At 71.0% G+C, this 14,882-nt stretch carries 15 protein-coding genes; 4 read left to right on the top strand and 11 right to left on the bottom strand.

From position 1 onward, the window contains the following. Positions 1–37 precede the first annotated feature (37 nt). The 5 genes from BLQ73_RS03160 to npdG all read right to left on the bottom strand — a co-directional run bounded on the left by BLQ73_RS03160 (position 38) and on the right by npdG (position 5,952). On the bottom strand, positions 38–2,236 hold the full coding sequence (locus BLQ73_RS03160) for a YcaO-like family protein (RefSeq protein ID WP_093168020.1): 2,199 nt from the start codon (positions 2,234–2,236) through the stop codon (positions 38–40). Beyond that, complete coding sequence (locus BLQ73_RS03155) at positions 2,233–3,933, bottom strand: SagB/ThcOx family dehydrogenase (protein ID WP_093168018.1); 1,701 nt, start codon at positions 3,931–3,933, stop codon at positions 2,233–2,235. Before BLQ73_RS03155 ends, BLQ73_RS03160 begins: the two co-directional genes overlap by 4 nt. Continuing rightward, positions 3,918–4,730, bottom strand: a complete 813-nt coding sequence (locus tag BLQ73_RS03150) for a hypothetical protein (protein WP_093168015.1) — start codon at positions 4,728–4,730, stop codon at positions 3,918–3,920. The genes BLQ73_RS03155 and BLQ73_RS03150 overlap by 16 nt, the downstream gene beginning before the upstream one ends. Positions 4,731–5,055: 325 nt before the next feature. Continuing rightward, positions 5,056–5,217 carry a PLP-dependent transferase gene (locus BLQ73_RS30915; protein ID WP_245690753.1) on the bottom strand — a complete coding sequence of 54 codons (162 nt, stop codon included), beginning with the start codon at positions 5,215–5,217 and terminating at the stop codon, positions 5,056–5,058. Between the two features lie 66 nt (positions 5,218–5,283). Next, the gene (gene npdG, locus BLQ73_RS03145; protein ID WP_093168013.1) at positions 5,284–5,952 is read right to left on the bottom strand and encodes an NADPH-dependent F420 reductase; all 669 of its coding nucleotides are present in this window, start codon (positions 5,950–5,952) and stop codon (positions 5,284–5,286) included. A 103-nt stretch (positions 5,953–6,055) separates the two neighbouring features. Here npdG and BLQ73_RS03140 point away from each other — a divergent pair, with 103 nt between their 5' ends. Then, a complete protein-coding gene (locus BLQ73_RS03140) occupies positions 6,056–6,634 on the top strand; it encodes a hypothetical protein (protein WP_176955240.1) in 579 nt (192 codons plus the stop codon). 69 nt (positions 6,635–6,703) lie between these two features. On the opposite strand, the gene BLQ73_RS03135 is transcribed toward BLQ73_RS03140, so the two are convergent. Then, positions 6,704–8,353: an MFS transporter gene (locus BLQ73_RS03135; RefSeq protein ID WP_093168009.1), complete on the bottom strand. Its 1,650-nt coding sequence runs from the start codon at positions 8,351–8,353 to the stop codon at positions 6,704–6,706. A gap of 132 nt (positions 8,354–8,485) precedes the next feature. Beyond that, positions 8,486–9,418: a LysR family transcriptional regulator gene (locus BLQ73_RS03130; protein ID WP_093168007.1), complete on the bottom strand. Its 933-nt coding sequence runs from the start codon at positions 9,416–9,418 to the stop codon at positions 8,486–8,488. A gap of 105 nt (positions 9,419–9,523) precedes the next feature. Between BLQ73_RS03130 and BLQ73_RS33075 the strand changes: the two genes are divergently transcribed. After that, entirely contained in the window at positions 9,524–9,784 is a 261-nt protein-coding gene (locus tag BLQ73_RS33075) for a CBU_0592 family membrane protein (RefSeq protein WP_218125591.1), read from the top strand. After that, entirely contained in the window at positions 9,781–10,443 is a 663-nt protein-coding gene (locus BLQ73_RS03125) for a cyclase family protein (RefSeq protein WP_218125590.1), read from the top strand. Before BLQ73_RS33075 ends, BLQ73_RS03125 begins: the two co-directional genes overlap by 4 nt. Before the next feature lie 80 nt (positions 10,444–10,523). On the opposite strand, the gene BLQ73_RS03120 is transcribed toward BLQ73_RS03125, so the two are convergent. Then, positions 10,524–10,706: a hypothetical protein gene (locus tag BLQ73_RS03120; protein ID WP_093168004.1), complete on the bottom strand. Its 183-nt coding sequence runs from the start codon at positions 10,704–10,706 to the stop codon at positions 10,524–10,526. A gap of 43 nt (positions 10,707–10,749) precedes the next feature. Between BLQ73_RS03120 and map the strand changes: the two genes are divergently transcribed. Continuing rightward, positions 10,750–11,598 (top strand): type I methionyl aminopeptidase, encoded by an 849-nt coding sequence (gene map / locus BLQ73_RS03115; RefSeq protein ID WP_093168002.1) that lies wholly within the window; start codon positions 10,750–10,752, stop codon positions 11,596–11,598. Positions 11,599–11,625: 27 nt separating this feature from the next. Here the strand turns inward: map and BLQ73_RS03110 are convergent, their stop codons facing one another. The 3 genes from BLQ73_RS03110 to BLQ73_RS03100 form a co-directional block, all read right to left on the bottom strand. Continuing rightward, a complete protein-coding gene (locus BLQ73_RS03110) occupies positions 11,626–12,012 on the bottom strand; it encodes a sensor histidine kinase (RefSeq protein WP_143020097.1) in 387 nt (128 codons plus the stop codon). Positions 12,013–12,254: 242 nt separating this feature from the next. After that, positions 12,255–14,246, bottom strand: a complete 1,992-nt coding sequence (locus BLQ73_RS03105; protein WP_176955239.1) for a bifunctional copper resistance protein CopD/cytochrome c oxidase assembly protein — start codon at positions 14,244–14,246, stop codon at positions 12,255–12,257. Further along, positions 14,243–14,833: a copper resistance CopC family protein gene (locus tag BLQ73_RS03100; RefSeq protein WP_093167996.1), complete on the bottom strand. Its 591-nt coding sequence runs from the start codon at positions 14,831–14,833 to the stop codon at positions 14,243–14,245. The genes BLQ73_RS03105 and BLQ73_RS03100 overlap by 4 nt, the downstream gene beginning before the upstream one ends. Positions 14,834–14,882 lie beyond the last annotated feature (49 nt).

Below are 14,882 nucleotides of genomic sequence, written 5' to 3'. Positions count from 1 at the left end.
GATCTCCAAGCAGTCGGGGAAGCAGTCGGGGAAGCGATCAGGGGAGCGGGTGCGGAAAGGGATTGTTGGGGACGGTGTCGTGTCCGAGGCCGGCGGCGACGGTGTGCAGGCGAGGGGTGCCGAGCATGCGGTAGCGATGCATACCCGACAGGTGCTGGAGGCCGGGGACCAGCACCCGCACGACGCGCACGCCGAGCTGCATCACATCGGGCGTCGTGACGTCCACGACGTAGACCGGGTATCCGGCGGCGTCGAGCTCCCGCACGAGGCCGTCGAGGTCGTCGAGGTCGTCGAGGTCGACGGGTTTCCCGGGGTCCTCGGGCCGGACGCGTTCGGACCGCCAGCGCTCCGGCTCCCCCGAAGGGTGCACCAGGTAGCCGGCGGCCTCCCGCAGGTGCGGATGCCTGGTGTAGAGGATGGCGTGCTTGTTGAACTCGTCCACGGTGTCGAAGTCCCCGCCCATGTCCCAGTCCTGGTATTGGCGGAGCAGCCGGCGCACATAGGTCAGGCCTTGGGTGGCTTCGAGGAACGCCTTCTCCAAGGCGGCCGTCGCCGTGACCCTGCAAGCGCTGCCGAAGGACATGACGTGGTCGCCGCCGCCGCGGTGGTCGATGACCGCGGCGACCACCACCGGGCTGTGCTCCAGCGACAGGTCGTAGAAGCGCACCCGGCAGTTTCCCGCCTTCCGCAGGTGGTAGGCGACCTCGGAGGACTCCTCGATCCGCTCCTGTGGCACCGGCCTGGGCGGCAGGCGATGCAGCCACGAGACGGCCAGGGCGTCCCGTTCGAGCACTTCGAGCAGCCCGCTCAGGACCGCCGCCCGGAAAGTCGGCGCGGCGGCGAGACCGGTGGAGATCGACGGGCCGATGACGGCCTCGCCGCGCGTCCGCCGGTAGTGCATGTACACCTGGGAGGCCGGCACCCACACCTGGGCTCCGTCGCTCCACCGCACGGCGCGGGTCCACCGTACGGGAGTGTCCGGGGTGAACGCCGTGAAGGCGAACCCTTCCGAGCGGTACTGCTCATCGCTGAACAGGCCGAACGCGTCCGGCGGCACCGCCTCCTCGGCCAGGTCCGCCCAGGTGGACAGGACGAGGTCCTCCTTGCGGTAGAGGGCCGCCGCGTAGCGTTCCAGGGACTCGCCGATGGTCGCGTTGACCGCGTCCTTCTTGCCGAACGCCGCACCGCCGTTCTTCGTCACCCTCATGGGCTGCTTGATCAGCGACAGGTCGGCCGAGGTGCTGCCGCTCAGGTAGATGGGCGGCCCGCTGTCGGCCTTGCGCACGCTCGCCGCGTGCACGATGCCGACCCGCTCGTCCTCGGCGTCCTTCAACTCGGCGATCGGCTCGCACGGGCGCTGGCTCGCCCGGCACACGCCGCAGGTGGGCACAGGGAACAGGTGCCGTCCGGCGGCCTTGCGGTAGTCCTCCTCCAGCCAGTCCAGCCGGTCCGCCGCGTCGCCCGCGGGGTCGGCCGCCCAGCCGGCCAACCGCTCCCCCACCACGCCGCTCAGCCCCGCCGCCGCCCACGCCGGCATCTCGTGAGGTACGGCACGGGCCTGCGTCTCCGCGAGGAAGTCGGTGTAGGAGCGGAACGTCTGCCCTTGGGGCAGGTTGGAGAAGACGCGGGTCCGCAGGCACTCGTAGCACGGGCCGACCCGGTCGGGGGTCCACAGCGGCCCGGCGAACGCGGTGCCCTTCCGCACCACGCCGAAGAACAGGCACGGCCTGCCGTTCTCGACGAACAGCCGGTTGACCCGGTTGGCCCAGGGGTCGAACAGCGAGGCCGTCGCCACCGCGGCGAGCGCGGCCGGCGACTCGACCAGGTCTTCGACCCGGTCGGGTTCGCCCACGTAGTGCGCGCTGACGGCCTCGGTGCGTTCCAGCGCCTTCACCAGGTGCCGGGCCAGGTGCTCGTCCCCGCACACCGCGACCCGCGCCGGCGGCGGGACCCCGGGAGCGGGGGCGGGCGTGTCGACGAGCAGCCCCTGGGAGCCGAGTCCCGCGAGCAGCTCGCGCGCGTCGGTCTCGGGCATGGCGCAGGCCAGCTCGGCGAGCAGCTCGCGCCCTCGCAGGGAGCCGTCGAGCCTGGGCAGCACGATGTCCTGGAGCACGCGCAGTCGGGTGCCGCGCAGCCGTACGACCGAGTCGGGCGTCTCCATGAAGCCGTTCTCGTCATCCACCACGTGGATGCGCACGCCGGGCGCCAGCCGTACGATCCCTTCCTCCGTGATCACGGCCTCTCCTTCGCCCTGCCGAGCAGAGTCAGATAGAGCACGGCGTCGTCGACGCCGTCCACGCCGACGAGCCGATTGAAGTAGTCGTCGGCGAAGGCCACCATCGGATGGGCCACCAGCCCCGACGCGTTGGCGGTGAGCACCACGCTGTGGGCGAGGTGCCCGCAGTCCAGCAGCACGGTGCGATAGCCGCGTTCCCAGTACTTCCACTGGTTGCGGCGGAACGACGCCACATACAGCACAATGGCGGCGGCCTGCCCCACCCTCGCCGCGTAACCGGAGTGGGCGAGCACGTCCTCAAGGTCGTAGTCCGTGGTCACCAGTTGGAGTTCCATACGCGACGGGTGGAAGTAGTACAGGCCTGGTTCGACCCCGTCGACACGGGTGACCAGGACGAACAGGTCGATCGGGTAAAGCCCGCCGGCCGAGGGCGTCGCCCGCAGGGGCACGGTGCTCGTGGGGCCGAGCCGCCCCGACCCGGTGGTGCCGTACGCCATGCGCAGCACACCGGCGAGTTCGGGCAGGCCGAGGGGCGTCGCCCCGATGGGCGCCCACGATCTTCTGCGGCTCACCGTCTCCTCCAGCGGCGCGAGCACGGGCCGTTCGAGGTCGGCGAGCCCGTAGACGCGCCGGGCGTGGGGGAAGTCGCGGTGCGCCCGCGCGAGGAGGCCCTGCACGGGGGCACCGGCCCGCGCGAGGTCCACTTTCGGCAGCGTGCCGTACCCGGCGCGGAGCTTCGAGTTCTCGTGGAAGGCACGCGACACCTCCACCCGGTCGCGCTCACAGGGCAGCGAAAGCTGGGCCGGGGCTACTGTGCCGCCGTGTCCCGGGCGCGGCGCGTCCCACAGCCCGGGCCCGCCGGGCAGCTGCTCGGCGGGCGGCGGCTCGGCGGAGATCTTGGCCCGCACCAGTACGGCCCCCGCCTCCTCGGCCAACCTCTGGGTACTCACCGGCATCGCGTGGCGTCGCAGCACGTCCCGCAGGTGGCCGATGCCGCCGGTGCGCTCCGATCCGTCGTCCAGCTCGGCCAGGCGCACCTGGTCCTTCTCCGCGAACTCCGCGAAGTCCGCGCCGGTCGGCCGCCCCGCCTCCAGCACGTGGCCGCGCAGCACGCCGTACACGGCCTTGTCCACGGCCCGGGTCACACTGAGGTCGCACGCCAGAACCCTGACCTCGGACGGCGATCCGGCCAGCCTCAGGACCGCCCCCACGCATGGGACGCCGGCCACCGGCTCCAGCAGGTGGCAGGCCAGCTCGCCGCCGATGTCGCGCGGGCTGCGCCACGGGTGCCGCACCGCGCTCTCCCAGCCCACGATGCGCCGGCCCTCGTCGCCGCCGCTTCCCGCCCGCACCCGCGCCAGCAGGTCGTACACCGCCGCGGCGGTGGCCTCGGCCTCGCAGGATCCCGCGCCCACGGTCTCCCACACCGACCCGCCGACGCCGCGCGCCTCAAGCCTGAGCGCCGCGGCGCCCGCGAGCAGGCGCCACAGCGCCGCCGCCCGGTCCGCGCCCGCCGCCACATCCAGCACCTCGACGGGGGCACCCGTCAGGTCGAGCCGCTCCCCCGCCGCCTCCTCCCGCAGCAGCGCCAGACACCACCCGTTCAGGTAGAGCGGCAGCGGCATGTCCCGTACGGCGAAGCCGAGCCCGGCCACCAGCTCCGCGGCGGCCTCCGCCCCGCTCACAACGCCGCCCACGTCAACGTGACGGGCGCCTCCTCGGCGCAGTCCCGGCAGTACGGGTCCCGCCACGCCCGCCGCGAAACCTGCTCGCACCGCGCTGCGTCCAGTGTCGTGACCCGCCCCCACGGATGCTCCCCGCCCATCGGCACGAAAGCCCGCAGAACCGTATAGGCGATCAATCCGCCCGCCCACGCCGCACACGCCGGTTGGTAGGTCAGCCAGCTCGACGGTACGGCTCCCGCCTCCGCCCGGCCTTCGGCCGCCGGGACCGCGCAGCAATAGCACGCGGATTCGCCGGGCATGGTCCACGGGCCGATGCGAATTCTGTCCGGGGTGAAAAGCACCGGCAGCCATGAGCGTTTCTGCGCGCAGAATCGGCGGTTGGCGAAAGTGAGCATGTCCTCGTCGGCCGCGGCCACGATCGTGAGCCCTGTCCGCCGGGCGTCGCCGCTTTCCCCGGGGGCGAACACGCCGAGGTCGGCCTGTCCGTGGTCGACAGCGGACAGCCCCTGCGCCGCGAGTGCCGACGTCCACGCCGCCGTCACCTCGGGCGGGCCCACCACCTGCACCCGCCTGGCCTTGACCGCGGCGAACATCTCGTCGGCACGGTCGGTCCTGCGGCTGATAAAGGTGAAGAGGCGGAGATCGGCGTCGCTGCCGACGGTGCCCGGCGTCGGGCACAGGAGCAGCCGCAGGGACATGAGCTGGTTCAGAAACGGCCGCAGAGCGACGATCTCCTTCTCGGAGATCTGCTCATGCAGCGGAACACTCCGGCGCAGCTTGGGCAGCGTCTCGGTAAGAACTCTGGACAATGCGCGGGTCCGGTCTCCGGGGACGGTGACGACATATCTGTGCGGGCCCGCGCACAGTTCCAGCTTGTCTTCCGCGATCGTCCTGAATTCCAGATCAGTGGCACCAACGAAAATCGGTGATGATGTATTTGTTTCAGCCACGTTCAGGACGATAGTCAGCGCGTCTCGACCGGACGACACCGAAAACACTAGTCCGGACCTAGGGTAATCGGTAGGTCGCGGGCGGCCCGCCGGCCGCCCGGCCGCTGAGCCGGGCTTTCAGACCGCATTTACCCGACGAATTCCAACCTCATACTGAACCGCTAAAGCCCGGCGGCTCCCCGGTTCAGCACTTCTCCAGGGCCGCGGCGAAGTCCGCCCACAGGTCCTCAATGTGCTCGATGCCGGTCGAGACGCGTATGGTGCCCGCGGCGACGCCGATACGGCGGAGCTCCTCGTCCGAGCCGAAGGCCCACACCCGGCGGTACACGTCGTCGTCGGCGAACACGGCGATCCCGCCCGTGGCCGGGAACAGACCAACTGCCCAGCTGGCCTGTTCCCGGATCTTTCAGGGTTAGACGTCGGTGATGCGGAGGCCCGCATGGGCCTTGTAGCGCCGGTTGATCGAGATCAGGTTCGCGGTCAGCGCCTCCACCTGGTGGGCGTTGCGCAGGCGACCGCCGTACACCCCCCGCGCACCCGGAATCCGGGCCGCGAGCGCCCGCACGATGTCGGTCGCCTCCCGGTCGTCACCGAGCACCAGCACGTCCAGCTCGATCCTGTCCACCCCGGGGTCGAGGAGCAGCACCGCCGACACGTGGTGGAAGGCCGCCACGACCCTGCTCTCACCGAGTACGGCAGCGGCCTGCTGAGCCGCGCTCCCCTCCTCGACCGGCAAGGCGTAGGCGCCCTGCTTGTCGAAGCCGAGAGGGTTCACACAGTCGACCACGATCTTGCCCGCGAGATCGCCCGCGAGCGACTCCAGCGTCGCCTTGTGCCCATCCCACGGCACCGCGACGATCACCACGTCGGCGTCCCTCGCCACCTGGGCGTTCTCCCCGCCGCGCACGGTCGGCGCCAAGGAGGCCGCGGCCTCCTGCGCCCTGCCGACGCTGCGGGAGCCGATCAGCACCTCATGCCCGGCCAACGCGAACCGCCGGGCGAGCCCCTTGCCCTGGTCACCGGTGCCGCCGAGGATTCCGATCGACAGGCCGCTGACGTCTGGAAGATCAGGCTGCGTCATCGCACAGTACTCCTACTGGATAAGGCGAGGCTCACTGTGCCCCGATGATGCCAGGTCGTCGTTCTAAGGACAGTACCGGGGGTACTGAGGCACGATAGATCACATGGACGCGGCGTCGGTGGATTTCCTGCGTGAGGTACTTGAATCGACTGGTCTGGTGGAACGCACCCGAGAACTCGGACTCGCCCTGCGCACCACACGCTCCCCCGGCGGACTCCTCGTGGTCGGCACACCCGACGACGAACCCTGGCATCTCACCGCCCACCTGACCGACGAGGCCCGCATGTCGGGCCTCCAGCAGCTCGTCCCCACCCTGGTGCGCTGGTCTCCTCCGCCGGACGCCCCCGCCCACCTGCGTGTCGGACTGACCCGAATCGAAGAGGCCAGACGGGGCGAGACCCTGTTCGTGGTGGCCGAGGCCAAGGCGCCCGAGCCGCTGCTCGAACGGCTCGACGACGCCCGGCGCACCGGCACCACGATCCTCGCGCTCGACGGGGGCGACCCCGAGCTGACCGGGCTCGCCCACGACTCGCTGGTCCTGCCGCCGGACGGCCTGCTGTCCTTCGACGGCGCCCAGCACCTCGTCAGCAGCGCCGCCGGCGAACTGCCGGGCCGCCACGGCCTGCGCGACCGCCTCGCGCGCCTCCTCGACCTCGTCAGCGGGCCGCGCGTCGCGGACTGAGGCCCGGCCCCCTCGCGCCGTGCCGTACGGCCACCGCCACGAACCCCCGGCGGCCCACATGGGCGCGGCTCACGTAGGCGCGGGCCCCGGGGGCGAGGGAGGTGACGGCGGAGGCGACGGCGGTGGCGGCGTCAGCGGCGGGCCGGGGCTCTGCGGGACGGCGATCGCGTGGGTCACCACCGGCGCGCCCTCGGCGAACGACCACGCCTGGTCCTGCCACGCCTGATCGGCCGCCGTCATGCGCACATTGTGCTGCGCCATGTGCTCCGACCACGACCTGACCTGGAACACCTCGATATACCTGCTCGGGTCGGCCCCGTCGACGAACAGGCCCCACGCATACGCGCCCGTGCGCCGCCGCGACTTCTCCACGTGGCGCATCGCCGCCATGAACTCCGGACCGTTGCCCTCCGGCACCCGGTATTCCAACGTCACCAGCACCGGCCGGTCCGTCGGCGGCTCCAGCACCAGATGCGGCTGAGGCCACGCGGTCGACACCGTCCGGTCGTACTCGTGCCCCGGCAGCGGCCACCGCTGCACCGACAGCGCGCCCACCAGCAGGAGTACGGCGGAGCCCGCCAGCGCGAGCGGCACACCCCACGCATCGGCCGCCAGCCCCCACAGCGGCGCGGAGACGGCCGAACCGCCCTGGAAGACGACCAGGTAGACCGCGAGCCCACGCGAGCGCACCCACGACGGCAGCAGCATCTGCAGCGCCGCGTTGAGCGTTGAGAGCACGGCTATCCAGGCCATGCCGTACAGAAGAAGCCCCACCATGACCAGGACCGGTTGCCTGACCGCGGCCGTCACCAGCACCCCCGCGGCGGCGGCCACGCCGCCGGCCGCCAGCAGGCCGCTGCGGCCGATCCACCCCCGCGCCTTCGGCAGGGTGAACGCTCCCACCACCGCGCCGACGCCGATCGCGCCGAGCAGGACGCCGTAGCCGTTCGCCCCCATCCCCAGATACCGCCCGGCGACGATCGGCAGCAGCGCCATCAGCGCCGTCGCCGCGGGGATGAACAGCACGACCCGCAGCAGAATGCGGATGACGCCCGGGGCATGCCGTACATATCTGGTCCCGGCGTGGAAAGCGGCGATGGCCCGCTCCCGCTCGGACTCGTCCGGCCGCTCGTCGGCGGGCCGATCCCACCGGACCAGCGCCAGCGTCACGGCGAGGAACGACAGCGCGTTGAGCGCGAACACCCAGCCCGGCCCCGCCCACGCCACCAGCAGCCCGCCCACCGCCGGGCCGATCGCGCGGGCGGAGTTCATGTTGACGCCGCCGAGCGCCGCCGCCGAGGACAGCTGGTCTCGCGGCACCAGCTCGGGCTGGATCGCCTGCCAGGCCGGGCCCATGACGGCGCTGCCGCAGCCGATCAGGAACGTCAGCGCCAGCAGCAGCGGCGGGTTCATCAGCCCGGCCAGCGTGAGCCCCGCCAGCACCGTCGCCACCACCAGCAGGGCCACCTGCGTCGCGATCAGCAGTCTTCTGCGGTCCGAAAGGTCGGCGAGCACCCCCGCGGGCAGCGCCAGCAGCATGACCGGCAGCATCGTCGCCGTCTGCACCAGCGACAGCACCGTCGGCCCCGCGTCGACGAGCAGCCACTGCGCGCCGACCATCTGCATCCAACTGCCGAGGTTCGAGACGAGCTGGGCGATCCACAGCGCCCGGAAGACCGGCAGCTTCAACGGCGCCCAGGCGGACTCGTGGACGGCCATCAGGCGGGACTCCCATCCGGACGCACTCGCACCATCTCCGGCATGCTCTCGCCCGCGACAGCAGCCGACACGGCCGTGATCGTGTTCACGCTATCACCGGGCCGCGCGCCGCCCCGGCCACGCCCCGCGCCCTCACATGCGGCGTCCCACCTGCTCGGCCACGCCGTCGGCGGCGGCCCGCAGCGCGTCGATCACCACCGCCTGCACCGGGTCGGGCTCCCCCGAGCGCGTACGGCTGACGCGCGTCACCGCGGCGAGCCGCCTCGCCCCCACCCCGGTGATCCCGGTGACCGTCACCTCGCCCGGCGGGACATGCAGCAAGGCGAGCGTCGGCACGATCGCCACCCCGTGGCCCGCCGACACCAGGTCCAGTACGGCGGGGAACTCCTCGATGACGTGAACCCTCCGGGGGGTGAAGCCGTGTGCCGCCGCCAGCCGTTCCAGCGCCTGACCGCACGCCTGGTCCGGCAGCCCCGCCACCCACGGCGCCGCCGCCAGCGCCGCCACGTCGCGCGGCGGGTCCGGCCGGTCCGGAGGTGTGACGATGCGGTATTCGTCGAGGTACAGCGGGTGTGTCGTCATGCTCTGCTGAGGGATGACGGGTCGGCTCATGTCCTGCTCGGTGAGCATCACGTCCACCCCGCCGAGCCGCAGCTCGCGCTGCGCCGCCGTGCCGTACAGCTCCCGGATGGACGGGACGATCTTCGGGTGGCGCTCGGCGAGGATCCGCAGCGCCGGCACCAGGAGATGGCGGATCACCGTGGGGAACGCCGCGATCGTCACCGGCCCGGCCAGGCGCTCGGTGAACCCCGTCAGCTCCTGTTTCGCCTCCGCCAGCTCCGCCTCCACCCGCTCGGCGTAGCCGGCGAGCACCCGGCCCGCCGGGGTGAGCGACACCCGGCGCTGCGACCGGTCGATCAGCGCCAGCCCCACCTCGCGCTCAAGCTGGGCGAGCTGCTGGGACACCGCCGACGCCGTCAGGTGCAGCGCCTCGGCCGCGCGCATCACCCCGCCCCGGCGCGCGACCTCATGGAGCACACGCAGTCGCCGGGGGTCGATATCCATGTAGCAGAGCTTACTAAGACCTTCAGAGATCCTTAATTGTGCTCAAGTGATGTGATTCTGAATCATGGGATCTATGCATTTGTCCCACCTGGAAGCCCGAGGCCGATGAACCTGCTGATCAACATCGTCGGATGGGGCGGCGCGGCCCTCATGCTCACCGCCTACGGGCTGGTGTCCGCGTCCAAACTGCCCGGCGACGGCCTCACCTACCAGACAATGAACCTCGTCGGTGCCATCGCCCTGATGATCAATACCGCTTACCTGTCGGCCTGGCCGTCCGCCATCCTCAACCTCGTCTGGATGGGCATCGGCATCGCCACCGTCAGCAGACTCGTCGGCGCACGCAAGAGACCGGAGCACATTTGAGCAGGCATCTGGTGGAGCTGAGCCACCCCATCGTCGAAGGCATGACCACCTACCCCGGCATCCCCGGGCCCGTCCTCAGCGTGCACCTCAGCCGCGAGGAGTCCCGCGAGCACTACGCCCCCGGCACCGAGTTCCACATCGGCACGATCACCCTCGCCGCCAACACCGGCACCTACCTCGACAGCCCCTACCACCGCTACCCCGACGGGGCCGACCTGTCCGGCCTGCCCCTGGAACGCCTCGCCGACCTCCCCGGACTCGTCGTCCGGGCGGGGGACTCCCCCGTCGTCGACCTCGGCCACATCGAGGGACGGGATGTCCGAGGCCGTGCCGTACTCCTCCACACCGGATGGGACCGCCACTTCGGAACCGACCGGTACTTCAGCGGGCACCCCTACCTCGCCCCCGACGCCGCCACCTGGCTCGTCGACCACGGCGCGGCGCTCGTCGGCATCGACTCCCTCAACATCGACGCCACCCCGCCCATGGGCGACCGCCCCGCCCACAGCGTCCTCCTCGCCGCGGGCATCCCGATCGTCGAACACCTCACCGGCCTCGGCGCTCTCCCCGAGACCGGCTTCCGCTTCCACGCCGCCCCGCCCCTCATCACCGGCCTCGGCACCTTCCCCGTCCGGGCCTACGCCGTCGTAGCCCCCTGACCAATGAGGGCCCCGCAAGGTGGCCCTCTCAGTCGCCCATTCGGCGGGCCGTACGGCAGGAGCCCGCCGTCAGTCGCGCGTCAGTCGTCGTCGTTCCAGTCCCGGTCGGCCTTCTCCCACTCGCGGTTGCGCTCAGCGGACCGCTTGAGGGCCCCGCGGGCCTCGTCCGCGGAGGTGTAGGGACCCATACGGTCCTTATTGGGGCAGCCTTTCTCGGGCTCGACCCGCATGTGCTTGAGACAGAACCACCATTCATCAGTCATATCGGGAATCTTGCCCAGTGACCCACGCAACTAGACTGGCGACATGACGACACTGCTCCAGCCCGGGCGGATCTCGCCCATGCGCAAGGTTCCCAGCCGCATCGAGCGGCCGGAGTACGTCGGGAAGAAAACGCCGCGCACAGGCGAGTCCGACGTCAAGAGCCCTGAGATCATCGAGCGCATGCGGGTGGCCGGGCGCATCGCCGCGCAGGCGCTGGTGGAGGTCGCCAAGCACATCGCCCCGGGCGTCACGACCGACGAACTCGACCGGATCGGGCACGAGTTCCTGATCGACCACGGGGCCTACCCGAGCACACTCGGCTACCGGGGTTACCCGAAGTCGCTGTGCACCTCGATCAACGAGGTCATCTGCCACGGCATCCCCGATGACACGGTGCTCCGCGACGGCGACATCGTGAACGTGGACATCACCGCCTACATCGGCGGCGTGCACGGCGACACGGACGCGACATACCTGGTCGGCGAGGTGGACGAGGAGTCGCGCCTGCTGGTGGACCGCACCCGGGAGGCGCTCGACCGGGCCATCAAGGCGGTGGCCCCGGGGCGGCAGCTCAACGTGGTGGGCCGGGTGATCGAGGCGTACGCGAAGCGCTTCGGCTACGGCGTGGTGCGCGACTTCACCGGCCACGGGATCGGGACGACGTTCCACTCCGGTCTGATGGTGCCGCACTACGACGACCCGTCGTTGTCGGTGCTGCTGGTGCCGGGCATGACGTTCACGATCGAGCCGATGCTGACGCTCGGCACGATCGACTACGAGATCTGGCCGGACAAGTGGACCGCCGTGACCAAGGACCGCAAGCGCACGGCCCAGTTCGAACACACCATCCTGGTCACCGAGACCGGCAGCGAGACCCTGACCCTTCCCTAGCTGAAGGCGACGAGGGCCGAGCGGCGGTCAGCGGCGGGGGGCGGAGGCGCTGATGGTGGTGCCTTCGCCGGGCACGCTGTTGACGGTGAGGGAGCCGCCGAGGTCGGTGAAGCGGCGCCTCATGCCGAGAACGCCGGGGCCCGGGAGGGTGGCGTCGAAGCCGATGCCGTTGTCGCTGATGGTGAGGCGCAGACCGCGGTCGCCGTAGGTCACGGCGACGGAGACGATGAGGGCGTGGCTGTGCCGTTCGACGTTGGCGAGGGCCTCGTCGAAGACGGCGAGCACGGCGTCGGCGAGGGGCGACGGCACGGGGCGGTCGGGCAGCGCCCAGGTCTCGACGCTGATCCCCGTGCTGCCCGACCACTCGGTCAGTCGGTCGTCCAGAGCCTCGGCGAGGCTCGCGTCCCAGCGCATGCGTATGTCCTCGAACACATCCCGGCCTTCCAGGTGCCCTTGTGTGGGCGCGTGCCGCTCCGCGATCGCAGGCGGGGACCCGGACGCTGTGAGAACGTCTCGGGAGGCGTGCGATGGGAGGTCCGCGCCCGATGTTCCCCTTGTTCCAGGCTAGCGATGTGTTTGCCGAGGCGGCTGGAGGATGCGAGAACCTATCCCAGCAGCGAATGCTCCCTTGACCAGATATTTGCTAAACGGGGCATTTAGTCCTTGGCCTGCTGTTTGTTCAACCGGTTGAGGTAATCGTTGTAGGCGTCGAGCTCGGCGTCCCCCGTGCCGCCGGTGCGGGCGGCGGCCGCGTCGGCGCGGCGGTCGGCCCGGCGGGCCTTGCGCTCGTCGTCCTGCCACCACTGGATGGCGAGGGCGATCAGCACGATCAGCGTGGGGATCTCGCCGAAGCCCCAGGCGATGGCCCCGCCGGCCTGCTGGTCGACGATGGAGGAGTCACCCCAGGTGCGGCCGAGCTGGTCATACCAGTCCGGGGCGAGGGCGGTGCCCATCGACATCAGGGCGATGCCGAAGAAGGCGTGGAACGGCATGGTGACGAACAGGACGAGCAGCCTGCCGATGTAGGGAAGCTTGTAAGGCGCCGGGTCGATGCCGATGACCACCCAGAAGAACAGGCAGCCGCTGGCCAGGAAGTGGATCGTCATGGCGATGTGCCCGAGATGCTCTTCCATGGCGGCGGCGAACAGCGGTGTGAAGTACAGGGCGTAGGTCGAGACGATGAAGATCGCGGTCGCGACGAGCGGGTGGCCGAGGAACTTGACCACCCGGCTGTGCAGGATGACCGTGAGCCATTCGCGCGGGCCCCGGTCACCGCGCCTTTTGGCGGGTTTGAGCGACCGCAGGGCCAGAGTGACGGGCCCGCCGAGCACGAGGAAGATCGGCACGAGCATCGACAGGGTCATGTGCTCGACCATGTGCACGCTGAACAGCACCTGGGCGTAGCGCGCCACGCCGCTCTGGGTGGCCAGCACGAGGATGCCCACGCCCGTGAACCACGCGAGGATGCGTCCGAGCGGCCAGGTGTCCCCTCTACGGCGCAACCTGATCACGCCTGCGGCGTACAGGCCGCCGAGAAGGGCGGCGACGAGCGCGAAGAACAGGTCGAACCGCCACAGGGTGGCGAGGCTCGCCAGCGTCATCGGCGGAGGCATCGGGTAGCCGAGCAGCTCGAAGGCCCGGTCGGGCGGGAGGGACACCGGTGGCGGCTCGGTGCGCGCGAGGGCCACGGCCAGGCCGACGGCCGCCAGCATGATCATGACCTCGCCGACGGCGAGACGCAGGAACCCTCCGGGTCGCCCCTGCTCGACCATGGGAACCGTGCGTTTGCGGTGCCACCAGCCGATCGCGCCGAGCCCGGCGAAGAGTACGGCTTTCGCCACCATGAGCAGGCCGTACGACGACGTGAAGACATCACCGATCGACGTCAACCGGGCCAGCGCCGCGAACAGCCCGGACAGCCCGAGGGCGATGAAGCACCACAGCGCCATGTCCGAGAACCGCGCGACGGCGGCCTCGATCTGCGGCTGCTTCCGCATCACGTGAACGGTGAGTACGGCAAGGCCGCCCACCCACAGCGCCATCGAGATCACGTGGATGGCGACGCTGCTGGTGGCGAGGTCGTGGTTCGGCGAGGAACTGGTGTGGCCGGTGAGGGCGGGCGGCAGCAGAGTGACGAGGCCGAGCAGCAGCAGGCCGCCCGACGCGCCCGCGGTGATGGCTCCGCGCGAGAACAGCGCGATCGCCACGGCGAACAGGACCACCAGGGTCAGACCGACGCCTCGGGAGTCCTGGCTCGCGTAGCTCGTGAGCTCGTTGCCGCCGAAGATCTCGACCACCGGCATGCCGAGCGTCTCCGACAGGGAGAAGACCATGGTCGAGGCCGCCGCGCCGGCCCAGATCAGCGCCGCCCAGGACGCCGCCTGCACGTAGCGGAGGGCGGTCTTGCCGAGAAGGCCCTTGTCCCCGGGGAGGAACGCGGTCGCGGTCAGCAGGAGTCCGACCGTGACCAGGCCCGCGGTGTCCATCGCCAGTTTGGACAGCGGCAGCGCCCACCGCGTGAGGGCGCCTTCGTCGGGCAGCCCGGGGATGATGCGCGGGAACGCGGCCCCTCCGGCGATCATGGCGATCACCAGGGCCAGGACGGCCGCCACCGCTCCCGCGAGCGCGAAACGCGCGGCTCTCGTCACTTCTTCTTGTTCCGCATGCTGAACAGCAGACCGATGCCGATGCCCGCGAGGCCGCCCACGACGATCCACGACCATGCGGGGATGCCCCCGGTGTCGCCGTCGGCCGCGGCGGGCGACGGCGCGACCGAGGCCGCCGGGGTCTCCGGCGCCGGCGCGGCCACCGCGGACTCGGAGGCCTGCGGCGTGGCGGCGGCCTCCGGGGCGGCGGCGGCCGGGCCGGGCTCGCCCTTCACCTTGAACGGGATCTCACCCTCGATGGGGTGACCGTCGGAGGAGACCACGCGGAAGGCGATCGTGTAGTCGCCGGGCGGCAGCGCGCCGTTGAGCCCCTGCACCACCGTGTCGCCGTCGGCCTTGGGCTTCCCCTGCTGGTATGCGGTGCCGTCGGCGGCGCGTACGATGACGACCTGGTGCGACGTCGTCGCGGTGAACTCAAGCGTGACCTTCTCCACACCCGACACCACGGAATCCTTGGCGGGATCGCTGCTCTTGAGCCGATCGTGGGCGAGCGCGGGCTGGGCGAGGGCCGCGACGAGGAGGAAGGCGGCGAGAAGCGCGGCGGCGAACGCGCGCGGGGAAGTCTTCATGGCTCTCCCAGGCTACCGACGTCAACACGCGGTCCTGACTTCGCTGCCG

Origin of the sequence: Sinosporangium album, from assembly GCF_900100605.1 — a bacterium.
Lineage (GTDB): Bacteria > Actinomycetota > Actinomycetes > Streptosporangiales > Streptosporangiaceae > Sinosporangium > Sinosporangium album.
This window is presented reverse-complemented; position numbering and strand designations above follow the sequence as displayed.